The sequence below is a fragment of the Pseudomonas sp. TE6288 genome (assembly GCF_054062095.1).
Genome location: NZ_JBSSEW010000013.1, coordinates 190,313 through 211,024, shown reverse-complemented (window position 1 = coordinate 211,024; position 20,712 = coordinate 190,313). Strand labels below are relative to the sequence as shown.

The window sequence follows — 20,712 nt, the reverse complement described above, 5'->3', positions numbered from 1 at the left end:
TCAAGGTGATCAAGCGGATGGCTTACGGCTACCGGGACAGCGAATTCTTTTTCATGAAGATCAAGTATGACTTTCCCGGCAATCCGTGAAGAACCTTTTTTTATGCGCGAAGCCAGGCCTCTTTCATTTTGGTATTTTGGTTATTAATAAATATCTTCTTATTCCTTTACGAATATAACCCCCTCCCTATACTTGCACCCAAGCACGCAAACTTCCGGAGGCGTCCCCATGCGCAATGAGTCGATTCGTTACCTGATTGTGCCGGGCTGGCAAGGATCGCCAGACAATCATTGGCAAAGTCACTGGCAGCGCAGCCTGCCCAACAGCGCCCGGGTCGAGCAGAGCGACTGGCTCACGCCACAACGGCGCGATTGGGTTCAGGCATTGGAGCAGGCGATCGCCGCCGAGCGTTCGCCGGTGATTCTCATCGCCCATAGCCTGGGTTGCATCACGGTCGCTCACTGGGCCGCCCAGGCCAGCCCTGATCTGCAGCAAAGAGTTCGCGGCGCGCTGCTGGTGGCACCGGCGGATGTCGAGCGGCCGAATTGCGCGCCAGCCCTGCGCAATTTCGCGCCGATTCCCCTGCAGGCCCTGCCGTTTCCCAGCCAAGTGGTCAGCTCCGACAACGATCCGGCGGTGAGCGTGCCGCGCGCGTTGTACCTGGCGCAGGCCTGGGGCGCCGAAGCCGGGCTGTTGGCCAACGCCGGGCATATCAACGTCAAGTCCGGGCACCTGCGCTGGGAGCAAGGCTTTGCCTATCTCTACCGGCTGCAGGCCCGTGTCGACCAGCGCGCCCTGCGCCGCGCCTGATCCACAGGTTTCATCGACTGAGCTGAATCCCTCGACCGCTTGCGGCCGGGGCGGGAGTATTCCATGACATTTCACACACCATTCGGTCAGCCGCTGCTGACCTTCCCCGAACTGGACAAGAGCCCACTGAGCATCCGCGCCAAGGCGCTGGTGTTCGTCGATCCGCGCTCCCAGGCGCTGCGCCAGGCCCTGGAGCGGCTGGCGCCACAACCGTTGCCGGTGCTGATTCGCGGCGAGACCGGCACTGGCAAGGAGCTGCTAGCCCGGCAGATTCATCGCGCCAGCGATCGGGGCGGCCTGTTCGTGTCGGTCAACTGCGCGGCCATCAGCCCGACCTATGCCGATGCCGAGCTGTTCGGCTACAGCGCCGGTAGCCAGGGCGGTACTGCCAGCAGTCGCGCCGGATGGTTCGGTTCGGCCAATGGCGGCACGTTGTATCTGGACGAGATCGCCGACCTGCCCCTGGCGATCCAGGGCAAGCTGTTGGCCGCCCTGGAGAATCGCGAGGTGATCAGGGTCGGCGCCACGCAACCGCAGGCGGTCGATGTGCGGCTGGTGGCCGCGTCCAGCATCGACCTGGCGCTGGCAGTGCGCGCGGGGCGTTTCAACGAGCGGCTCTACCATTACCTGTACGAAGGTGAGCTGGAGTTGCCGGCGCTGCGTGATCGGGTCGGCGATATCCTGCCGTTGGCCGAGTACTTCGTGGGGATCTACAGCGTGCGCCTGGATCGGCCGGTTCCCCTCATCAGCGAGGCCGCCCAGCAGGCGCTCGAAGCGCATGCCTGGCCGGGCAATACCCGCGAATTGGAGAACGTCATTCACTTCGCCCTGCTGGTCAGCGATGGCGAGGAAATCCTCCCCGCGCATCTCGACCTGCCCGATACCGCTCCCCTCGCCAGCCTGGCCCGCCAGCTCATGCAGCTAGGCGGCAGTCGAGAGGCGGATACCTTGGCCGAACTGCGCGATCTGCTCGGCGCGGCGCTGGCACGACTGGGGAAAAGCTCGCCGTAGAGCAGTCTGCCGCCGTTCATAAGCAAAGGGCGTGATGGCCATTTGTTTTTGGCATAAGCAGCTAATCAAAAGATATTGTTCCGGAATAAAAAATCTCGGTATTGTCCGCTGCACGCCCACCCGAACGGATGGGCACCCGACTCGCCATCTGCGATGGCCCAGCTTTAGAACAAGGATCACCATGAAAAAGACCCTGCTGACCACCGCCCTGGCCGCCGCACTGTCGTTCGCGGGCCTCGCCAACGCCGCCGAGAAACTGGTGGTGGCCGCCACGCCCGTGCCGCATGCCGAAATCCTCGAACTGATCAAGCCGACCCTGGCCAAGGAAGGCGTGGACCTGGAGATCAAGGTCTTCACCGACTACGTCCAGCCCAATGTGCAGGTCGACCAGAAGCGCCTGGACGCCAACTACTTCCAGACCCTGCCGTACCTGAAGAACTTCAACGAAGGCAAGGGCACCCACCTGGAGACCGTGATCGGCGTGCACGTCGAACCGTTCGGTGGCTACTCGAAGAAGGTCAAGAGCCTGGCCGAGCTGAAGGACGGCTCGACCGTGGCCATCCCCAACGAGGGCAGCAACAGTGGCCGTGCCCTGCTGCTGCTGCAGAAGGCCGGGCTGATTACCCTGAAGGATCCGAAGAACGCCCTGGCCACGCCGAAGGATATCGCCGAGAACCCGAAGAAGCTCAAGTTCAAGGAGCTTGAATCGGCCATGCTCCCGCGTGTGCTGGATCAGGTCGACCTGGACATGATCAACACCAACTATGCGCTTGAAGCCGGCCTGAACCCGGCCAAGGACGCCCTGGTGATCGAAGGTAGCGATTCGCCGTACGTGAACTTCCTGGTTGCCCGCCCGGACAACAAGGACAGCGCGGCGATCCAGAAGCTGGCCAAGGCGCTGACCAGCCCGGAAGTGAAGGCATTCATCGAGAAGAAGTACAGCGGCGCGGTACTGCCAGCGTTCTGATACGCGACCTGGAACGAAAAACGCCGACGCATTTTGCGTCGGCGTTTTTGTTTGTGCTGAGCTGACGGGCAGGCCAGTCTGGAGTAGTGCAGCGCAAGCCTCAGCGTTGAGTCGCCAGGGCCCGGCGCAGCGCCAGGAGCCACAGCAGTTGTTCGTTCGAAGCAGGCAAGCAGGGGCTGTTCATCGTTGTCTTCCTTGTTGAATGTGATGGGCCGTGCAAGTCACAGTTTGAAATCCCTTGGAGGGGAAAAGCCTCGGAAAGATCCGCGTCTAGTGAAGGAAATTTCCGAACGTCACGGGGTGGTGATATAGATATGCAATAAAGATATTTATAAAAATATTTTTATGCCTTTAGAGTCTAGGAATCGTGCTTACCGGCACAGCGCCACTATTCGTGAAATGACGCCGAGTTACCCTCGTGCCGACCCTGGACCTTCCCATGCCGTACCTTCGTGACCCCGTGCCGAGGCCCTTTCCATGAGCTTCGACACTGCTTTCATGCTTAGCACACTGCCGGCCTTCTTCAAGGCCGTTGGCGTGACCCTGCAAGTCGGGGCGATCGCAATCGTCACCTCGTTGCTGGTGGCGCTGCTCAATGCGACGATCCTGGTGTTGCGCACGCCGTACCTGTGGCGCCTGGTCAAGGGCTATGTGGAGCTGGCGCGCAACACACCGTTGCTGATCCAGCTGTTCTTCGTCTACTTCGCCTTGCCGAGCCTGGGGGTGAAGGTATCCGGCTTCGCTGCCGCGATCATCACCCTGACGTTCATGGGCGGTGCCTACCTCACCGAGGTACTGCGCGCCGGGGTCGAGGCCGTGCCACGGGCGCAACTGGAATCCGGGCGCTCCATCGGGCTTTCCGAGGGCCAGCTGCTGCGCCATGTGATCCTGCCCCAGGCCGGCATCCTCAGCCTGCCGGCACTGTTCGCCAATTTCGTCTTCCTGCTCAAGGAAACCACCGTGGTTTCGGCGGTGGCGGTGCCGGAGATTCTCTACACCACCAAGAACTACATCGCCCTGTACTACAAGACCTACGAAATGCTCGCCGTGCTGACCCTGCTCTGCGTGCTGATCTTCCTGCCGCTGTCGCTGCTGCTGCGCTACCTGGAACGGAGGCTGCAACATGGCCAGTTCGGGCATTGAGCTGCTGCTGGTTTCGCTGCCGCAACTGGCCACGGGCGCTGGGCAGACCCTGGCGATCTCGGCCCTGGGCATCCTGTTCGCCACCTTGGGCGGCGTGCTCTACGGCGTGCTGGCGACCCTCGGCAGCCGTTGGCTGAACATCCTGCTGCAGGTGTACCTGGAACTGTTCCGGGCGATTCCGGTGCTGGTCTGGCTGTACCTGGTGTTCTTCGGCTTGCCGATCTTCTTTGGCCTGAGCATCCCCAGCTTCTGGTGCGCGGTGCTGGTGCTGGGCCTGTGGGGCGCCAGCGAGGTCGGCGAGGTGGTGCGCGGCGCCTTGCAGTCGCTGCCACGCGGGCAGCGCGAGGCGGGGTTGTCGATCGGCCTGGGCGGCTGGCAGCTGTATGCCTATGTGCTGCTGCCCCAGGCGCTCAAGCGCATGACCCCGCCGACCATCAATATCTACACGCGGATCATCAAGACCAGCTCGCTGGCGGTGCTGATCGGCGTGGTCGAAGTGATCAAGGCGGGGCAGCAGATTATCGAACGTACCTACGAGTCGGTGCTGATCTACGGCGCGCTGTTCCTGTTCTTCTTTCTTGTCTGCTATCCGCTGTCAGCCGCCTCCCGTGTGCTGGAGCGGCGCTGGGCCCACGCATGAATCCATTGATCGAATTCCAAGGCTTCAACAAGTTCTTCGGCCAGCACCAGGTGCTGGCAGACATCGACCTCAAGGTCCAGGCCGGCGAGGTGGTGGTGATCCTCGGCCCCAGCGGCTGCGGCAAGAGCACCCTGCTGCGCTGCCTCAACGGCCTGGAAGAGGCCCAGGGCGGCAGCCTGCGCCTCGACGGCCAGGAGCTGCTCGGCCCCGACACCGACTGGCGCCAGGTGCGCCAACGGGTCGGCATGGTGTTCCAGAGCTACCACCTGTTCGGCCACATGAGCGTGATCGACAACTTGCTGCTGGGGCCGCTGAAGGTGCAGAAGCGCGAACGCCACGAGGCCCAGGCCCAGGCCGAGGCTCTGCTGGCCCGGGTAGGGCTGCTGGACAAGCGTGACGCGTTCCCGCGCCAGCTCTCCGGTGGTCAGCAGCAACGCATCGCCATTGTCCGTTCGTTATGCATGAACCCACAGGTGATGCTCTTCGATGAGGTCACCGCCGCCCTCGACCCGGAGATGGTCAAGGAGGTGCTGCAGGTGATCCAGGGTCTGGCCCGCGAAGGCATGACCCTGCTCATCGTCACCCACGAAATGGCCTTCGCCCGCGCGGTGGCCGACCGCATCGTGTTCATGGAGGCCGGCAGGATCCTTGAACAGAACCACCCTGAGCGCTTCTTCACTCAACCGCAGACCGCACGCGCGCAGCAGTTCCTGGAGAAATTCTCGTTCGTCGAAAGCCTGCCCAAGACACTGTCTAAGCCACTGCACAAGGAACTGTCATGAAGACTGCCCCGTTCGCCAAACTGCTCGCGCCATTGCTGGGCCTGGCCCTGCTGGCCGGCTGCAACAAATCCGAAGACCCGGCCAAGCCTGCCGCCGCCTCGCCGGCCACCAGCTACCTGGAAACCATCAAGGCCCGTGACAAGCTGATCGTCGGCGTGTTCACCGACAAGCCACCGTTCGGCTTCGTCGATGAAAGCGGCCGCTACGTGGGCTTCGACACCGACATCGGCCGTCGCTTCGCCAAGGACCTGCTGGGCGACGAGAACAAGGTCGAGTTCGTCGCGGTCGAGCCTGCCAGCCGCATCCCGTTCCTGCAGAGCGACAAGGTCGACCTTATCCTCGCCAACATGACCGTCACTCCGGAACGCAAGGAGGCCGTAGACTTCACCAACCCCAACCTGCGCGTGGCGGTGCAGGCCATCGTCGCCGACGGCAGTTCGGTGCAAAAGCTCGACGACCTGGCCGACAAGACCATCATCGTCACCACCGGCACCACCGCCGACATCTGGCTGACCAAGACCCACCCGGACTGGAAACTGCTCAAGTTCGAGAAGAACACCGAGTCGCTGGCCGCGTTGGCCAACGGTCGGGGTGATGCCTATGCCCAGGACAACCTGATCCTGTTTAGCTGGGCCAAGCAGAACCCGGGCTACCGCGTGCTGCCACAGCTGTTGGGTGACGAAGCACCGATCGCCCCGGCGGTGAAGAAGGGCAATACCGAGTTGCGCGATTGGGTGAACGCCGAACTGGCCAAGCTCGGCGAGGAGAAGTTCCTGCTCAAGCTGTACGACCAGTACGTGCGCAAGGAGCTGAGCGACGACACCAAGCCTGAGAGCGTGATCGTCGAGGGCGGCAACTGGCAGGGCTGATCGCCTGAACGGGGCCGCTGTGCGGCCCATCGCCGGCAAGCCGGCTCCCACAGGAACCCGCGTAGCCCATGTGGGAGCCGGCTTGCCGGCGATGGGCTGCAAAGCAGCCCCTTTCGGTCTCAGCAATTGCGCGGTAACCAGTTCAACAGGAAATCATTCACCACCTGCGGATTCTCCAGGCTGGAGATATGCCCGGCGAATGGAATCTGTGCCGCCAGGCATCCAATCAACTGCGCCATCTCGGCGGACTCCGCCGGTGGCCTTGGGATGTCCTGGTCGCCACAGAGCACGATGGTCCGCTCTCCCGGCAGCTCACCGAGTCGCGCCAGCAGGTCTGGCCGGCCGAAAATTACCCGGCCCATGGGGTCGAGGCTTTCGCGGATGGTCTTGGCAGTGCTCGCCTTCAGCCCGGCGCGGAACTGCTCGCGCACGTCAGGCACGGTTTCCCCTCCGGCATGAAAGAAGATCGGCACCACGACGTCCAGCAACGGATCGATAAAGGCTCCCGCCTTGCTTGCCGCATCCAGCAAACCGAAATACTTCAGCCGCGTCGCCTCGGGCTCCGCGCCCAGGTAGGTGTCCATCAGCACCAGGCGGTCGACTCGTTCAGGGTGGTCGACGGCCAACTGCGCGCCCCACATGCCGCCAACCGACAGCCCGACCAGGTGGCACTTCTGGATATCCAGGGCATCGAGCAACGCCAGGTGCTGGCGGGCCAGGGCAGCCATGTCGACGGTGCTGGCGGGCGGAGCGGCGGAATCGCCGTGGCCCCACAGCTCAGGCACGATGACCCGGAAGTGCCGTGACAGGGCGTCGATCTGCGGTTGCCACATGGCGGACGACCACAGGTAGCTGTGACCCAGCAGCACTGGGAAGCCCTGGCCCTGGTCGACATAGCTCATGCGTGCTCCGTCGATCTCGATGAAGTGTTTCTGCATTGCGTGACCTCATGGATTGCGAGAGGGCCGCTGTGCGGCCCCGGTTTCTATCTGGGCACCAGCCGCAGCGTGCTTTGCGCCGGAATCACCCCCATCCGCGCCTTGTGATAGCGCCCCTCGATGTAGTCCTCGGCCTGGTCGCCATAGTGCCGGTCGAACGGCACGCCACTCTGCCCGACCGGGTTGATGGTCAGCGCGGCGCCGGCGTCGGCGAAGTCGATCAGGCGGCGGGTGGATGGCCCGTAGGTGACCGGCCAGGGCGCCGGGCCGATCTTCGCCGACAGGTTGTTCGGCACCTCATGGGTCCCGGGCGCGGCGTACGGCCCGACATTGAACAACAGGTTCAGCGGCTTCTTCACGCCCAGCGGATGGTTATGGGTGAGGGTATGGGCCTTGCCCCACTGCCAGCTGGCCGGATCCTTGCCGAAGGTCTCGCGCAGGTGCTTGAGGCTGCGCTGCCAGGCCAGGCGCACGATGGCGTTGCGATCGGTGTGTTCGTTGCTACCGCGCAGATTCCACCACGGCGATTGAGGGTCGCCAGCCAGGCGAGGCAGCGCGGCGTCGATGGCACGGGTACTTATCAGCACCGGGAACCAGGTGTCGCCCAGTTCGTCGTGCAGGGCGGCGAACGCCAGCTCGTAGAGAAACTGGTTGAACAGCGTGGCGCTGGTGGAGTCCAGCGGGTAGTCGCCGCGCCAGGCCGCCAGTTGCTCGACCAGTTCTTTCTCTTCGTCGCCCTGGGCGACGTTGCGCAAGGTGCCGAGCAGCGGTGCCAGGGTACGCGGGCCATAGTCGGTGCTGGTGTCCAGCTGCAAGGCCTGGCTGTTCTGGGTGTCCCACTTGATGTCCGGGTCGCGTAACAGGCGATCGAGCTGGCGTCCCCGGTCGGCCAAGTTGTAGTAGCCGGGCACGGGCAGTGCGCCCGGTGGTTGGTAATTGGCCGAGACGATATAGCCGCTGGCCGGGTTCTCCTGCTGTGGATTGGCGCTGAATGGGTAGAACCCCGGCTTGGCGGCCTGGCCGCTGCCGCCGTCGAGGATGAACGCCGGGTTGACGCCATCCGGGCGGATCGGCAGGCGCGCCGCCGCCCACCAGCCGATGTCGCCACGGGCATTGGCCCATACCAGGTTCAACCCTGGCGCCTGGATCTTGCTTGCCGCCTCGCGCATCTTGTCCAGGGTGTCGGCGCGGTTGATCTGGTAGAAACCTTCGAGTATCGGGTTCTCGGTTTCCAGGAAGGCCCACCACATGGCGATGGGCGTCGGGCCTGCGGTGTCGCCGAGCACGCTGTTGACGATCGGGCCGTGGGGCGAGCGGCGCAAGGTGATGCTGGCCGGCTGCGCATCCTTGACCGCGATTTTCTGCTCGGTCTTTTCCAGCGACTGCCAGCGGCCATCGACCATCACCTGCTCGGGGTTCTGCGGATTGGTCCGCTCCGCGATCAGGTCGACGTCGTCGTTCTGGAACATGGTCAGGCTCCAACCGAAGTCGCGGTTGTGGCCGAGCAGGGCGAACGGGTTGAGCGCCTGGAAGTAGCCATACAGGTTGAAGCCTGGCGCCGACAACTCGGCTTCGTACCAGATCGCCGGCACCGCGAAGCTGATGTGCGGGTCACCCGCCAGCAGTGGCCGGCCGCTGCGGGTATGGCTGCCGGCCACGGCCCAGGCGTTGCTGCCCTCGAACTGCGGGATGCCGGCATCGCCCAGGGCCTCGTGGCTGAGCCGCGCCAACTGCTCCAGGCTGCGCCAGTCGGCGGCGGCCAGCGGCGTGGCCACGGCGCCGTCGGGCTGCCAGTCGAGGTCGAAGATCTTCAGGTACTCGGGGCCGAGCTGATCGCGAATGTAGGTCAGCGCCGGGTCGGTGCGGAACGCGGCGGCGAAGCTGTAGGCGAGGTAGCCGGCAATGCTCAGGGTATCCTCGGCGGTAAAGGGGCGCGGCGTGATGCCGAGCAGGTCGAACTCCATGGGCTTGGGGTGGCTGGCCTGCCACTGGTTGATGCCGTCCAGGTAGGCCTGCAGCGCCTGCCAGGCCGGTGACTGGCGGTCCTGGCGCTGCACCATCAAGGCTGCCTGGTCGCGAATGCGCAGGCTGCGGAACAGGGTATCGGTGGGCAGCAACTTCTCGCCCAGCACCTCGGCCAGCTCGCCGCGAGCCAGACGGCGCATGATCTCCATCTGGAACAGACGGTCCTGGGCTTGCACGTAGCCCAGGGCGCGGTACAGGTCCTGCTCGTTCTGCGCCTGCAGGTGCGGCACGCCACGGGCATCGAAGCGCACGCTGACCGGCGCCTGCAGGCCGTTGATGGCCGCTTCGCCATCACGCTGGGGCTGCTTGCCCTGCACGTACCAGTAACCGCCGCCCGCGGCGGCCACGGCGATCACCACCGCCAGCAAGGTCAGGCTGCGCTTCATCGAGACTCCTTGTGCACTCGAGCGAAAGAATGTGGTCCGATCATCGGCGGATTCGCGAACTGAGCATAGCCCCCTGAAAGGAGTTTCCATGTCCCTCAGCGAAAAACAGAAAATGCTGGCAGGCCAGCTCTACCATGCCGGCTGCCCCGAGCTGCAAGCCGAGCAGGCGGCCAACCGTCAGTGGATGCACCGTTACAACGGCAGCGTCGAACAACCCAACGAGACGCGCCATGATTTGTTGAAGGCGCATTTCGCCATCGTGGGCGAAGGCGTGGTGATCCGTCCGCCGTTCCACTGCGACTACGGCTACAACATCAGCGTGGGCGCCAACACCTTCATGAACTTCAACTGCGTGATCCTCGACGTGCTGCCAGTGCGCATCGGCGCCGACTGCCAGATCGCCCCGGCGGTGCAGATCTACACCGCCGACCACCCGCTGGACCCGGCGCTGCGCCGCAGCGGCCTGGAAAGCGGGCGGCCGGTGATCATTGGCGACAATGTCTGGATCGGCGGCGGGGCGATCATCCTGCCGGGGGTGACCATCGGTGATAACGCCGTGGTCGGCGCCGGCAGCGTGGTGACCCGGGATGTGCCGGCCGGGGCGGTGGTGGTGGGTAATCCGGCGCGGGTGCGTCAATCGATCCAGGGGCAATAGCAGCCGACCGCCAGGGTATTCGAGGCCTGCACCCGACGCCCTTGTGCCAGCGCCTTGAGGATCGGCTCGATGAAACTGTTGCTCGAGTTGCACACCGCGCCTTCGCTGTAGGGGCCGAAGTAGGCGAGGTTGCCGTCGTGGTCCCAGATCGCCACGGCGGGGCTGGCGGGCAGGTGCTCGCTGCCGGGCAGGCTGGCCAGGGGCTTCAGTGTTCCCAGATTGGCCGGCAGTTGGCCGTGGCTGCCAGGCTTTTGCACGACATGGAAACTGACCCCGAGCGGCGCGAAGTGCTCGACCAGCTCGCCCAGGTGCTGCTGGTTGCCGACATTGCACGGGCAGGCCGGGTCCCAGAAGTGCACCACGCGGATCGGGCCCGGGCCGGCCAGCTCGGCTGGGAGGCTCAGTTGGCTGCCGTCGAAGAAGGTGGCCTGGTTGTCGAACGGACGCAGGTAGCGGGACTGGAAGCTGTCGTAGGCCCACCAGGCGGTGGCAGCGCAGAGCAGCAGGGCAAGGAATATCAGAAGTCGCTTCGCCATAGGGGCCTTGCGCGATGCTCGTGGGAGCGGGCTCGCATTGTTCGTCGGAGGAGGGCCAAGCTTGCCATGACGCGGCCCAGAGCTGAATATCGCAGATCAATACTTGCTTCACTCTGGATGTACCGATGCCCGCCAGTTTCCACCCCGACCTGCTGCGCGCCAGCCTGTCGCCCCTTGCCGATCGCCACCTGCTGTCCACCCAGGGCCAGGCCTACCAGGGCTTCTACGGCCTGGGCATGTCCGCACACAGTTGGCTGGGCGGCTTCCGGGTGGCAGGCTTCGACCTGGTCGGCCAGGTCTGGCTGCCCGAACGGCCACAGGCGACGTTGTTCCTGTTGCATGGCTACTACGATCACATGGGGCTATACCGTCATGTGATCGAATGGGCCCTGGGGCGCGGCTACGCCGTGATCGGCTGCGATCTGCCAGGTCATGGTCTGTCCAGTGGCGAACGGGCCAGCATCGATGATTTCAGCATCTACCAGCAGGTGCTCGAGGCGTTGTTCGAACAGGCCCGCCTGCTCGACCTGCCACGGCCCTGGCATCTCTGTGGCCAAAGCACCGGTGGGGCGATCGTGGTCGACCATCTGTTGCACCAGGGCGAAAGCAGCCCTGTCGACGGCGAGGCAATCCTGTTGGCCCCCCTGGTGCGCCCGCGCGCTTGGCGCTGGTCAAAGCTGAGCTATTGCGTGCTGCGCCACTTCGTCAATGGCATCGAGCGGCGCTTCAGCGAAAACACCAACGACCCGGCCTTCCTGCCTTTTCTCGAAGCTGACCCGCTACAGCCACGGCGCCTGCCGACCGCCTGGGTCGGTGCGCTGATGAAGTGGGTCCGGCGCATCGAAGCCGCGCCCCGGAGTACGCGGCGGCCGCTGATCGTGCAGGGCGAGGCGGACGGTACGGTAGATTGGCCGTACAACCTCAAGGTGCTCAAGGCCAAGTTCGCAGAGCCGCAGATCCTCATGCTGCCTGAGGCGCGGCACCACCTGGCCAACGAGCTGCCTGGCATCCGCCAGCGCTACTTCGAGTTCATCGGCCAGCGCCTGGACTGACTTACTTCAGGTTGGCGGCGTTCTGGCCCACGGCCAGGGCGGCGCGAATCGCGGCCACCGCGGCCTTGTAGTAGGCCTGGCCGTCCGTCGATTCGGCGAAGGTGGCGAACTGCTCGAGCTCAGCGTCGGACAGGTCGCGATAGACGTACAACAACGTGTTGTTCAGGTCCTCGCCCACTTGGCTCATCAAGCGCTGGCGTTGGCCATCGAGCAGGTTCTGGGCCTGGCCGCCGCCGAACAGGCCGGGCAGCATCGAGCTCAGGCTGTCGGCCGCCACGCCGGCGATCGCCAGGCTGACCTCGGCGCCGGCCTCGCGGGCGGGCAAGGCCTGGGCCAGGTGGCCGACGATCAGCACGCGGTTGTCGCTGGCCTGGATCTTCGGCAGGCCCTTGGCGTGCTTGGCCAGTTGGTCCTTGCGTGTGGCAAGTAGCTCGGCGGCCACGACCTTGCGCCCCAGCGGCGACTGGAAGAAGGCCAGGGCCGGCGAGGGGTTGGGCAGGTTGGCGCGCAGTTGCGCCTGGGCCCTTTGGTCCATGGCCTGGGCCTGGAACCGTTGGTTGCTGTTGTTGACCAGCGCCTGGTAGACCGCAGGCGGCAAGCTGTTGCGGTAGCGCTGCTGGGCGGCGCTCACGGCATCGTTGAAGTGGGCGCGCTGGTCGGGCCAGCCAGCGACCTTGTACAGCTGATCGAGGGTGTCTGCCCAGACAGGCATGGTGCAGATCATCAGCAGAAGCAGGGAAAACAGACGGCGCATTCAGGACTCCTGTCGGCAGGCCGCTATTGTCCTTGGCGTTGCGGGGCTTTGTCGAGTCGCCAGCGGCGCTTCCTGACCAAGTGGCGCTGTGCGAGCGATGGCCGAATGGCTATGATGCGCCATGCACATTCCTTCCGAACATCCGCTGCTGTCGACCATTGTCGATGACCTGGCCACCCGTGGCTGGTCGCAGCAATCTCTTTTCCTGCCCGACGAACTGTCGCGCGCGCTGGCGGCCGAATGCCGTCGTCGCTACGCCGAGGGTGAGCTGAACCCCGCCGGCATAGGGCGTGGCGCCGCGCAGGAGATCCGCGAGGCGATCCGTGGCGACCAGATCCAGTGGATCGACCCCGGTGAATCGGAGTTCTGCGATCGCTACCTGGGGGCAATGGACAGCCTGCGCCAGGCCATCAACCGGGGGTTGTTCCTGGGGCTCGAGGACTTTGAGTGCCACTTTGCCCTGTATCCGCCGGGCGCCTTCTACAAGCGCCATCTCGACCGCTTCCGCGACGATGACCGGCGCATGGTGTCGGCCGTGCTGTACCTCAACGAGGGTTGGCAGCCGCAGGACGGTGGACAATTGCGCATGTTCCTGAAGGGCGATGTCGAACACGACGTGGCGCCGTTGGCCGGTAGCCTGGTGGTGTTCCTGTCGGGTGAAGTCCCGCACGAGGTACTCCCGGCTGGGCGTGAACGCCTGTCGTTGACCGGTTGGTTCCGGCGCCGTGGCAATGAGCCGTTCTGAGCTGGCGAAGGTGCTGGTCAGCGCCTGCCTGCTGGGCCAGCCGGTACGCTATGACGGGCGTGCCAGCGGCCATCCCGACGTATTGCAGCGTTGGCAGGCAGAAGGCAGGGTGGTGCCACTGTGCCCGGAGGTTGCCGGTGGCTTGCCGACACCACGACCGCCCGCGGAGATACCCGGTGGGCAGGGCGGGGCGGTTCTGGATGGGCAGGCACAGGTGCTGACGGTGACCGGCGACGATGTCAGCGGCGCCTTTCTCGCCGGGGCCCGCGTGGCGCTGGAACTGGTGCGTCGGCATGGCATCCGTGTGGCGGTACTCAAGTCGGGCAGCCCCTCGTGTGGCAATCTGCAGACCTATGACGGCAGCTTCAGCGGTGTGAAGGTGGCAGGTGAGGGCGTGACCACGGCCTTGTTGCGGCGCGAAGGGGTACTCGTGTTCAGCGAGCTGGAGCTGGAAGACGCGCAGCGAGCGTTGAGCCAGATCTGATCGCGGGGCAAGCCCGCTCCCACGTAATGCTGAGCATGACGGCAGCGTTGCGCGGCAGCGGGCTTGCCCCGCTATGCGGTGTTACTGTCCGGCGCTCGCCTGCTTGGTGCCCTTGAGCCATTTGCTTTCCAGGTCAGCCAGGCGGCCATCGTCCTCGATCCGTTGCAGGGCATTGCTCACAGCCGTCTCGAAGGCTGGATTGCCCTTCAGGTACGGAATCACCAGTTTCTGGCTGGCGAGAGTCCGAATGGTGTCGAGTTGGTCGCTCGGTTCGATGCCTTGCTTATTGAAGGCCATGTCGAACTTGCCGCTCTCCACCCCAGGCAGCACCTCTTCGGCTGGGGTCTCGACGAACTCGGCCCGCACATCCAGCTCCTTGGCCAGGGCCTGGCCCAACTCGATCTCGAAGCCGGTCAGGTGTTCGTTTTCCTTGAACGCATAAGGTGGTGAATCGCTCAGCACGGCAATGCGCAGTTCGCCACGGTCGTTGATTTCGTCGATCAGTTCGGCCTGGGCCAGTGGGCTGAACAATACCGCCAGCAGAATGCCAATGGTCAAACGCATGAGTGCCCCTTCTTGTTCGGCAGGTGAATGTCATTCGCCGAGGCTTTCTTTTCTGCCGCGGTCGAACGCAGCCTATGACCGTGTAGCCGCGTTAATGTTTACGCCGGCCTGAAATATTTCTGCCCCTGTTTTTGAACCTCTGCCTGGCTGGTTGGACTATGGTGAAGTACCGCTGTGCTTCGTTTAAGTGATAGCGGTCAATTGAAGTGAATCACAGGAGAAGTGAATGAAAAGCCTATTTTCGCGTGCTGCCGTCGCCGGTCTGCTGATGGGGGCGTCGGTGTTCGCCAGTGCCGCGGATGCGCTGAAGAGCCAGCAGCCACCGGAGGGCGCCAAGGTCTTCATCGTTTCCCCCGCCGACGGGGCCACGGTCGACAAGACCTTCACCGTCAAGTTCGGTATCGAGGGCATGGGCCTCAAGCCTGCGGGTGACCAGACCCCGCACACCGGGCATCACCATCTGCTGGTAGATGTGGACAAGGCGCCGGTCGCCGACATGCCGTTGCCGACCAGCCTGATGCCGGAGAACAACGCACCCCTGCCAGCTGGCCCGCAAGTACTGCACTTCGGCAAGGCACAGACCGAGGCGACCATCACCCTGACGCCGGGCAAGCACACCCTGCAACTGGTGCTGGGCGACATGTACCATGTGCCGTTCAAACCGAGCGTCGAGTCGCAGAAGATCACCGTCATCGTCAAATGACGCTTGCTCTGTAGACGCACGCAACGAAAAAGGGAGGCCACCAGGGCCTCCCTTTCTCATGCAGCCGGCAAACTTAGAACAGTACGCGCGAGCGAATAGTGCCCTTCACATGCTGCAGTTTTTCCTGGGCCAGGTCGGAGTACTCGGCATCGACGTCGATGACCACGTAACCCACTTTCTCGTCGGTCTGCAGGAACTGACCGGAGATGTTGATACCGTTCTCGGCGAACACTTTGTTGATCTCGCTGAGTACGCCCGGGATGTTTTCGTGGATGTGCAGCAGGCGGTGCTTGCCTGGGTGGGCCGGCAGCGCGACTTCCGGGAAGTTGACCGACGACACCGAGGTACCGTTGTCGCTGTACTTGACCAGCTTCTCGGCCACTTCCAGGCCGATGTTGGCCTGGGCTTCGGCGGTGGAACCACCGATGTGCGGGGTCAGGATCACGTTGTCCAGGCCACGCAGCGGGCTTTCGAACTCTTCGTCATTGGAGCGTGGCTCGACCGGGAACACGTCGATGGCGGCGCCGATCAGGTGCTTGTCCTTGATCGCGGCGGCCAGGTGGTCCAGCTCGACCACGGTGCCACGGGCGGCGTTGATCAGGATCGCGCCCTTCTTCATCGCGCGGATTTCCTTCTCGCCGATCATCCACTGGGTGGATGGCAGCTCGGGTACGTGCAGCGAGACGATGTCGGCCAGGCCCAGCAGCTCGTTCAGGCTGGTGACCTGGGTGGCGTTGCCCAGCGGCAGCTTGGTCAGCGGGTCGTAGAAGTAGACCTGCATGCCCAGGCTTTCGGCCAGCACCGACAGCTGGGTACCGATCGAGCCGTAGCCGACGATGCCCAGTTTCTTGCCGCGGATCTCGAAGGAGTTGGCCGCGCTCTTGATCCAGCCACCGCGGTGGCAGGAGGCGTTCTTCTCGGGGATGCCGCGCAGCAACAGGATGGCTTCGGCCAGCACCAGTTCGGCCACCGAACGGGTGTTGGAGTACGGCGCGTTGAACACCGCAATGCCGCGGTTGCGGGCCGCGCTCAGGTCGACCTGGTTGGTGCCGATGCAGAAACAGCCGACCGCGACCAGTTTCTTCGCACAGTCGAAGACCTCTTCGGTCAGCTGGGTGCGCGAGCGGATGCCGATGAAGTGGGCATCGGCGATCTTTTCCTTCAGCTCTGCATCCGGCAGCGAGCCGGTGAGGTACTCGATGTTGCTGTACCCGGCAGCCTTGAGGATATCCACCGCATTCTGGTGGACGCCTTCAAGAAGAAGGAACCTGATCTTGCTCTTGTCGAGAGAAGTCTTGCTCATCTGCGTAAACCTGTATCCCGGAGAAAAATGGCGAGGGGGGTGAAGCGGCGCGGCGTCGGCCTTAGCACGAACAGCGGGAGGGCTATGCTAGCATACGCGACACAATCTGAGCCCATCCCGACAGGTGAAGCGTGCTCAGGGTGACTATGAATAAGTCGAGAGTTCCAGCGATGACCCAGTCCGTGGTAATTGATGAACTGATGACCCTGGTCGACCCTGGCAAGGTCCTCACCGACCCTGCCTCGCTCGACGCCTACGGCAAGGACTGGACCAAGCACTACCCGCCTGCGCCAAGCGCGATCGTCTTCCCCAAAACCATCGATCAAGTCCAGGCCATCGTGCGCTGGGCCAACCGGCACAAGGTCGCGTTGGTGCCATCGGGCGGGCGTACAGGATTGTCGGGCGCTGCCGTGGCCGCCCATGGCGAGGTGGTGGTCGCCTTCGACTACATGAACCAGATCCTGGCCTTCAATGAGTTCGATCGAACCGTCGTGTGCCAGCCGGGCGTGGTGACCCGCCAGCTTCAGCAGTTCGCCGAGGACCAGGGGCTTTACTATCCGGTGGACTTCGCCTCCTCCGGCTCCAGCCAGATCGGCGGCAATATCGGCACCAATGCCGGCGGAATCAAGGTGATCCGCTACGGCATGACCCGCAACTGGGTGGCTGGGCTGAAGGTGGTCACCGGCAAGGGCGAGCTGCTCAAGCTGAACAAGGACCTGATCAAGAACGCCACCGGCTACGACCTGCGCCAACTGTTCATCGGCGCCGAAGGCACCCTGGGGTTCGTGGTGGAGGCGACCATGCGCCTCGACCGTGCGCCGCGCAACCTTACGGCGATGGTGCTGGGCACGCCTGACTTCGACGCGATCATGCCAGTGCTGCACGCCTTCCAGGGCAAGCTCGACCTCACCGCATTCGAGTTCTTTTCCGACAAGGGCCTGGCCAAGATCCTCGCCAGGGGCGATGTGCCCGCGCCATTTGAAACCGACTGCCCGTTCTATGCCCTGCTGGAGTTCGAAGCCAGCACCGAGGAGGTGGCCAACGAGGCGCTCGCCACCTTCGAGCACTGCGTAGAGCAGGGCTGGGTGCTGGACGGGGTGATGAGCCAGAGCGACACCCAGCTGAAGAACCTTTGGAAGCTGCGCGAGTACCTGTCCGAGACCATCTCCCACTGGACGCCGTACAAGAACGACATCTCTGTCACCGTCTCGAAAGTGCCGGCGTTCCTGCGCGACATCGATGCCATCGTCGGCGAGCACTATCCGGACTACGAGGTGGTCTGGTACGGCCATATCGGCGACGGCAACCTGCACCTGAATATCCTCAAGCCCGACCACATGAGCAAGGACGACTTCTTCGCCTCCTGCGCCAAGGTCAACAAGTGGGTGTTCGAGATCGTCGAGCGTTACAACGGCTCGATCTCCGCCGAGCACGGCGTGGGCATGACCAAGCGCGATTACCTGGGCTACAGCCGCTCACCGGAAGAAATCGCCTGCATGAAGGCGATCAAGGCGGTGTTCGACCCGAACGGCATCATGAATCCGGGTAAGATCTTCGCTCCCGAATAAAAAGCAGTGTTCACAGGAGTCGGCCATGAGTTACCAGCACCAGTACGTAGACGGCACGCGCATCCACTTCCCGCTGGGCAAGGTGGTGTGCATTGGCCGCAACTACGCCGAGCATGCCAAGGAACTGGACAACCCCATCCCCAGCGAGCCGCTGCTGTTCATCAAGCCCGGTAGTTGCGTGGTGCCCTTGGAAGGTGGCTTCAAGATTCCGACCGAGCGTGGCTCGGTGCACTACGAGGCGGAAATCGCGGTGTTGCTGGGCAAGCCGTTGTCGACCAAGCCGACCGAGGAAGAGGTGCTCGACGCCATTTCCGGCTATGCCCCGGCTTTGGACCTCACCCTGCGCGACCTGCAGAGCAAACTGAAGGAAAAGGGCCTGCCGTGGGAGCTGTGCAAAAGCTTCGATGGTGCTTGCGTGCTGCCGCCTTTTGTCTCGGCAGGCGCCTTCGAGGATGTGAAGGACATCGGTATACGCCTGACCATCAACGGCGAGGTGCGTCAGGACGGCAATAGCGCGATGATGCTCAACCCCATCGTGCCGATGATCCAGCATATGGCCGCGTGCTTCTCGTTGCAGGCGGGTGATGTGATCCTCACCGGCACTCCGGCGGGTGTGGGGCCGTTCGAGGTTGGCGACGAGCTGGTACTGGAGCTTCCAGGCGTCAGCCGGTTCGAGAGCCGGGTGCTCTGAGCCGAAGGTTCGCGCCTTTCCTGGAAAAAGTGCAGAGACGTTTACCGTTTTTTCACACCCTTTGCGGATAATGCGCGAACCTACGCCTATCCTCAGGACCCTTGCATGCCCTCTCCCTCCCGCGCTTCCGTGTCTCCCAAGCGCCCCTTTTACCGGCGCTGGCCGTTCGGCCTGGCAGCAGCAGCGGTTATCGGCTATGGCGTCATATCTGCCATGCACTGGGACGACCGCGGCCTGCTGTGGATAAAGGAAGGTTTCGAAAGCCAGGCTGAACGCCAGGAAAGTATCTGGTTGCCCAGCTACGTGGTCGACATCGATGCCAAGCCGTTGCCCGGCATGGAGCGTGACGAGGCGTCGGACCTGGCGTTCAACCCGCACACCCGGTCGTTGTTCGCAGTCATGGGCAAGCACCCGTTCCTGGTCGAGCTCACCCTGGATGGCGACGTGTTGCGCAAGATTCCCCTGGTGGGCTGGTCCAACCCGGAAGGTGTGGCGGTGCTTGAGGATGGCCAGATCGCCATCGTCGATGAGCGCAACCATGACCTGACGCTGGTCAAGGTGGATGCCGGCACCACGTCGCTGAACCGCGCCGACTACCAGCCCTACGACCTGGGCGACGCTGATGAAGGCAACAAGGGCTTCGAGGCCATTGCCTGGGACCTGATGCGCCAGCGCCTGGTCATCGGCGCCGAGCGGCCGCCCAGGATGTTCACCTGGAACACCGATGGGCGCAGCCCGCTCAAGGGCCAGAAGCAGCCGCTGGCCAGCGACGAACTGGATCTGCGCAACTTGTCCGCGCTGGGTATCGACCCGCGCACAGGGCATCTGCTGGCATTGTCGGCAGACTCCAACATGCTGCTCGAGCTTGACGAAAAGGGTGAGCAGGTCAGCTTCATGACCCTGCTGGGCGGCTTCAATGGCCTGGCTGACACCATTCCGCGGGCCGAGGGAGTGGCAATGGACGATCAGGGCAACCTGTACATGGTCAGCGAGCCGAATCTGTTCTATCGCTTCAAAAAGAACTGACCGATCAGACATTTCTGATGGTGGCATTAAGCTTTGCTTCAGTTGATAGTGGTTAGCTACGCGCTCCTATTGCCGAGTCCGCCCGCATGCGCCGCCACGTTCGCCTGATCTTCGTCTTCTTCGTGTTTGTCTGCCTGCTCGTGCTGGGGGCTGCCGGGCACGAGTTCCGCATGTTCGAGCGGGGCTGGTTCAACCTCAAGACCTGGTGGCAGCCGGCTGAGCAGAGCATCGGCCTGGATCGTTACCAGGTGGTGCTCGAGGCCAGGCCTATCGAGGGCCTGGACGACGACATCTCGGCGTTGACCTACGACCCCGACCGCAAGAGCCTGTTCACCGTCACCAATGCCCGGTCGGAGCTGATCGAGTTGTCACTGGATGGCCGTATCCTGCGCCGTGTCCCGCTGACCGGCTTCGGCGACCCCGAGGCGGTGGAGTACATCGGGCCCAACAGCTACGTGATCACCGATGAGCGCCAGCAGCGGCTGATTCGTGTGCGCCTGGACGATGACACCCTGTTCCTCGATGCCGCCGACGCCGAGCAGTTGTCCCTGGGCATCGGCCTGAACGGCAACAAGGGGTTCGAGGGGCTGGCCTACGACTCGGCAGGCAAGCGCCTGTTCGTGGCCAAGGAGCGGGACCCGATGATGATCTACGAGGTGCACGGCTTTCCCCACGACAATCCCGACAAACCCTACGCCGTGCATGTGGTGCAGGATCGCAAGCGCGACCGGCGGTTGTTCGTGAGGGACCTGTCGAGCCTGCAGTTCGACGAACGCAGCGGGCACCTGCTGGCGCTGTCCGACGAGTCGCGGCTGGTGCTGGAGCTTGATGTGAAGGGGCGGCCGCTGAGTACCCTGTCATTGCGTAAGGGGTTCCAGGGGTTGAAGAAGACCGTGCCACAAGCTGAGGGGATTGCGATGGACGATGCCGGGACCATCTATCTGGTCAGTGAGCCGAACCTGTTCTATGTGTTCAAGCAGCCTTGATGGGTAGAGGATGGCCCTTGCTTCGCCGGTGTTCGCTGGCAAGCCAGCTTCCACAAGGTAGTGCGGACCCTGTG

The 20,712-nt window shown here is 63.6% G+C and carries 22 protein-coding genes; 16 read left to right on the top strand and 6 right to left on the bottom strand.

Annotation, left to right across the window (positions count from 1 at the left end; all coding sequences use genetic code 11):
• Window positions 1-228 precede the first annotated feature (228 nt).
• The 7 genes from ACVWY1_RS15820 (at window position 229) to ACVWY1_RS15790 (ending at window position 6,222) form a co-directional block, all read left to right on the top strand.
• Complete coding sequence (locus tag ACVWY1_RS15820; RefSeq protein WP_111531976.1) at window positions 229-810, top strand: alpha/beta hydrolase; 582 nt, start codon at window positions 229-231, stop codon at window positions 808-810.
• Between the two features lie 63 nt (window positions 811-873).
• Window positions 874-1,821 carry a sigma 54-interacting transcriptional regulator gene (locus tag ACVWY1_RS15815; protein WP_102684748.1) on the top strand — a complete coding sequence of 316 codons (948 nt, stop codon included), beginning with the start codon at window positions 874-876 and terminating at the stop codon, window positions 1,819-1,821.
• Window positions 1,822-2,002: 181 nt separating this feature from the next.
• Window positions 2,003-2,788 (top strand): MetQ/NlpA family ABC transporter substrate-binding protein, encoded by a 786-nt coding sequence (locus ACVWY1_RS15810; protein WP_457378486.1) that lies wholly within the window; start codon window positions 2,003-2,005, stop codon window positions 2,786-2,788.
• A gap of 477 nt (window positions 2,789-3,265) precedes the next feature.
• A complete protein-coding gene (locus ACVWY1_RS15805) occupies window positions 3,266-3,931 on the top strand; it encodes an amino acid ABC transporter permease (protein WP_102684747.1) in 666 nt (221 codons plus the stop codon).
• Entirely contained in the window at window positions 3,912-4,571 is a 660-nt protein-coding gene (locus ACVWY1_RS15800) for an amino acid ABC transporter permease (RefSeq protein WP_430944041.1), read from the top strand. Before ACVWY1_RS15805 ends, ACVWY1_RS15800 begins: the two co-directional genes overlap by 20 nt.
• Window positions 4,568-5,353, top strand: coding sequence for an amino acid ABC transporter ATP-binding protein (locus ACVWY1_RS15795; protein WP_198755011.1), 786 nt, complete (start codon window positions 4,568-4,570; stop codon window positions 5,351-5,353). Before ACVWY1_RS15800 ends, ACVWY1_RS15795 begins: the two co-directional genes overlap by 4 nt.
• Window positions 5,350-6,222, top strand: coding sequence for a transporter substrate-binding domain-containing protein (locus tag ACVWY1_RS15790; RefSeq protein WP_102684745.1), 873 nt, complete (start codon window positions 5,350-5,352; stop codon window positions 6,220-6,222). Before ACVWY1_RS15795 ends, ACVWY1_RS15790 begins: the two co-directional genes overlap by 4 nt.
• Window positions 6,223-6,341: 119 nt before the next feature.
• Here the strand turns inward: ACVWY1_RS15790 and ACVWY1_RS15785 are convergent, their stop codons facing one another.
• Window positions 6,342-7,160 (bottom strand): alpha/beta fold hydrolase, encoded by an 819-nt coding sequence (locus ACVWY1_RS15785; protein ID WP_457378485.1) that lies wholly within the window; start codon window positions 7,158-7,160, stop codon window positions 6,342-6,344.
• 47 nt (window positions 7,161-7,207) lie between these two features.
• Entirely contained in the window at window positions 7,208-9,571 is a 2,364-nt protein-coding gene (locus tag ACVWY1_RS15780; protein WP_046853756.1) for a penicillin acylase family protein, read from the bottom strand.
• An 88-nt stretch (window positions 9,572-9,659) separates the two neighbouring features.
• Between ACVWY1_RS15780 and ACVWY1_RS15775 the strand changes: the two genes are divergently transcribed.
• Complete coding sequence (locus tag ACVWY1_RS15775) at window positions 9,660-10,226, top strand: sugar O-acetyltransferase (protein ID WP_457378484.1); 567 nt, start codon at window positions 9,660-9,662, stop codon at window positions 10,224-10,226.
• Here the strand turns inward: ACVWY1_RS15775 and ACVWY1_RS15770 are convergent.
• On the bottom strand, window positions 10,205-10,762 hold the full coding sequence (locus ACVWY1_RS15770; protein ID WP_277502290.1) for a DUF6436 domain-containing protein: 558 nt from the start codon (window positions 10,760-10,762) through the stop codon (window positions 10,205-10,207). The two genes, ACVWY1_RS15775 and ACVWY1_RS15770, sit on opposite strands and share 22 nt — an antisense overlap.
• 125 nt (window positions 10,763-10,887) lie before the next feature.
• Here ACVWY1_RS15770 and bipL point away from each other — a divergent pair, with 125 nt between their 5' ends.
• Entirely contained in the window at window positions 10,888-11,814 is a 927-nt protein-coding gene (gene bipL, locus ACVWY1_RS15765; protein WP_457378483.1) for a phospholipase BipL, read from the top strand.
• A gap of 1 nt (window position 11,815) precedes the next feature.
• Here the strand turns inward: bipL and ACVWY1_RS15760 are convergent, their stop codons facing one another.
• Entirely contained in the window at window positions 11,816-12,568 is a 753-nt protein-coding gene (locus tag ACVWY1_RS15760) for a DUF2059 domain-containing protein (protein ID WP_139674339.1), read from the bottom strand.
• A gap of 121 nt (window positions 12,569-12,689) precedes the next feature.
• Between ACVWY1_RS15760 and ACVWY1_RS15755 the strand changes: the two genes are divergently transcribed.
• Together ACVWY1_RS15755 and ACVWY1_RS15750 are read left to right on the top strand one after the other, a co-directional pair.
• Window positions 12,690-13,313, top strand: a complete 624-nt coding sequence (locus ACVWY1_RS15755) for a 2OG-Fe(II) oxygenase (RefSeq protein ID WP_457378482.1) — start codon at window positions 12,690-12,692, stop codon at window positions 13,311-13,313.
• A complete protein-coding gene (locus ACVWY1_RS15750) occupies window positions 13,300-13,797 on the top strand; it encodes a DUF523 domain-containing protein (RefSeq protein ID WP_198755013.1) in 498 nt (165 codons plus the stop codon). The genes ACVWY1_RS15755 and ACVWY1_RS15750 overlap by 14 nt, the downstream gene beginning before the upstream one ends.
• An 81-nt stretch (window positions 13,798-13,878) precedes the next feature.
• On the opposite strand, the gene ACVWY1_RS15745 is transcribed toward ACVWY1_RS15750, so the two are convergent.
• The gene (locus ACVWY1_RS15745; protein ID WP_139674334.1) at window positions 13,879-14,361 is read right to left on the bottom strand and encodes a transporter substrate-binding domain-containing protein; all 483 of its coding nucleotides are present in this window, start codon (window positions 14,359-14,361) and stop codon (window positions 13,879-13,881) included.
• 226 nt (window positions 14,362-14,587) lie between these two features.
• Here ACVWY1_RS15745 and ACVWY1_RS15740 point away from each other — a divergent pair, with 226 nt between their 5' ends.
• Entirely contained in the window at window positions 14,588-15,064 is a 477-nt protein-coding gene (locus tag ACVWY1_RS15740; protein ID WP_110697227.1) for a DUF4399 domain-containing protein, read from the top strand.
• Between the two features lie 73 nt (window positions 15,065-15,137).
• Here the strand turns inward: ACVWY1_RS15740 and serA are convergent, their stop codons facing one another.
• Window positions 15,138-16,367: a phosphoglycerate dehydrogenase gene (gene serA / locus ACVWY1_RS15735; RefSeq protein WP_110697229.1), complete on the bottom strand. Its 1,230-nt coding sequence runs from the start codon at window positions 16,365-16,367 to the stop codon at window positions 15,138-15,140.
• Between the two features lie 170 nt (window positions 16,368-16,537).
• On the opposite strand from serA, the gene ACVWY1_RS15730 reads away from it, so the two are divergent.
• The 4 genes from ACVWY1_RS15730 (at window position 16,538) to ACVWY1_RS15715 (ending at window position 20,638) form a co-directional block, all read left to right on the top strand.
• On the top strand, window positions 16,538-17,935 hold the full coding sequence (locus ACVWY1_RS15730) for an FAD-binding oxidoreductase (RefSeq protein ID WP_457378481.1): 1,398 nt from the start codon (window positions 16,538-16,540) through the stop codon (window positions 17,933-17,935).
• A gap of 25 nt (window positions 17,936-17,960) precedes the next feature.
• Window positions 17,961-18,626: a fumarylacetoacetate hydrolase family protein gene (locus ACVWY1_RS15725; RefSeq protein ID WP_046853765.1), complete on the top strand. Its 666-nt coding sequence runs from the start codon at window positions 17,961-17,963 to the stop codon at window positions 18,624-18,626.
• A 105-nt stretch (window positions 18,627-18,731) separates the two neighbouring features.
• Window positions 18,732-19,652 (top strand): SdiA-regulated domain-containing protein, encoded by a 921-nt coding sequence (locus tag ACVWY1_RS15720; RefSeq protein ID WP_139674325.1) that lies wholly within the window; start codon window positions 18,732-18,734, stop codon window positions 19,650-19,652.
• A gap of 86 nt (window positions 19,653-19,738) precedes the next feature.
• Window positions 19,739-20,638, top strand: coding sequence for an SdiA-regulated domain-containing protein (locus ACVWY1_RS15715; protein ID WP_457378480.1), 900 nt, complete (start codon window positions 19,739-19,741; stop codon window positions 20,636-20,638).
• Window positions 20,639-20,712 lie beyond the last annotated feature (74 nt).

Excerpts from the sequence above, each read along its gene's own strand:
- ACVWY1_RS15820 (WP_111531976.1), top strand. The coding sequence starts at position 229 with ATGCGCAATGAGTCGATTCGTTACCTGATTGTGCCGGGCTGGCAAGGA.
- ACVWY1_RS15815 (WP_102684748.1), top strand. The coding sequence starts at position 874 with ATGACATTTCACACACCATTCGGTCAGCCGCTGCTGACCTTCCCCGAA.
- ACVWY1_RS15810 (WP_457378486.1), top strand. The coding sequence starts at position 2,003 with ATGAAAAAGACCCTGCTGACCACCGCCCTGGCCGCCGCACTGTCGTTC.
- ACVWY1_RS15805 (WP_102684747.1), top strand. The coding sequence starts at position 3,266 with ATGAGCTTCGACACTGCTTTCATGCTTAGCACACTGCCGGCCTTCTTC.
- ACVWY1_RS15800 (WP_430944041.1), top strand. The coding sequence starts at position 3,912 with ATGGCCAGTTCGGGCATTGAGCTGCTGCTGGTTTCGCTGCCGCAACTG.
- ACVWY1_RS15795 (WP_198755011.1), top strand. The coding sequence starts at position 4,568 with ATGAATCCATTGATCGAATTCCAAGGCTTCAACAAGTTCTTCGGCCAG.
- ACVWY1_RS15790 (WP_102684745.1), top strand. The coding sequence starts at position 5,350 with ATGAAGACTGCCCCGTTCGCCAAACTGCTCGCGCCATTGCTGGGCCTG.
- ACVWY1_RS15785 (WP_457378485.1), bottom strand. The coding sequence starts at position 7,160 with ATGCAGAAACACTTCATCGAGATCGACGGAGCACGCATGAGCTATGTC.
- ACVWY1_RS15780 (WP_046853756.1), bottom strand. The coding sequence starts at position 9,571 with ATGAAGCGCAGCCTGACCTTGCTGGCGGTGGTGATCGCCGTGGCCGCC.
- ACVWY1_RS15775 (WP_457378484.1), top strand. The coding sequence starts at position 9,660 with ATGTCCCTCAGCGAAAAACAGAAAATGCTGGCAGGCCAGCTCTACCAT.
- ACVWY1_RS15770 (WP_277502290.1), bottom strand. The coding sequence starts at position 10,762 with ATGGCGAAGCGACTTCTGATATTCCTTGCCCTGCTGCTCTGCGCTGCC.
- bipL (WP_457378483.1), top strand. The coding sequence starts at position 10,888 with ATGCCCGCCAGTTTCCACCCCGACCTGCTGCGCGCCAGCCTGTCGCCC.
- ACVWY1_RS15760 (WP_139674339.1), bottom strand. The coding sequence starts at position 12,568 with ATGCGCCGTCTGTTTTCCCTGCTTCTGCTGATGATCTGCACCATGCCT.
- ACVWY1_RS15755 (WP_457378482.1), top strand. The coding sequence starts at position 12,690 with ATGCACATTCCTTCCGAACATCCGCTGCTGTCGACCATTGTCGATGAC.
- ACVWY1_RS15750 (WP_198755013.1), top strand. The coding sequence starts at position 13,300 with ATGAGCCGTTCTGAGCTGGCGAAGGTGCTGGTCAGCGCCTGCCTGCTG.
- ACVWY1_RS15745 (WP_139674334.1), bottom strand. The coding sequence starts at position 14,361 with ATGCGTTTGACCATTGGCATTCTGCTGGCGGTATTGTTCAGCCCACTG.
- ACVWY1_RS15740 (WP_110697227.1), top strand. The coding sequence starts at position 14,588 with ATGAAAAGCCTATTTTCGCGTGCTGCCGTCGCCGGTCTGCTGATGGGG.
- serA (WP_110697229.1), bottom strand. The coding sequence starts at position 16,367 with ATGAGCAAGACTTCTCTCGACAAGAGCAAGATCAGGTTCCTTCTTCTT.
- ACVWY1_RS15730 (WP_457378481.1), top strand. The coding sequence starts at position 16,538 with ATGACCCAGTCCGTGGTAATTGATGAACTGATGACCCTGGTCGACCCT.
- ACVWY1_RS15725 (WP_046853765.1), top strand. The coding sequence starts at position 17,961 with ATGAGTTACCAGCACCAGTACGTAGACGGCACGCGCATCCACTTCCCG.
- ACVWY1_RS15720 (WP_139674325.1), top strand. The coding sequence starts at position 18,732 with ATGCCCTCTCCCTCCCGCGCTTCCGTGTCTCCCAAGCGCCCCTTTTAC.
- ACVWY1_RS15715 (WP_457378480.1), top strand. The coding sequence starts at position 19,739 with ATGCGCCGCCACGTTCGCCTGATCTTCGTCTTCTTCGTGTTTGTCTGC.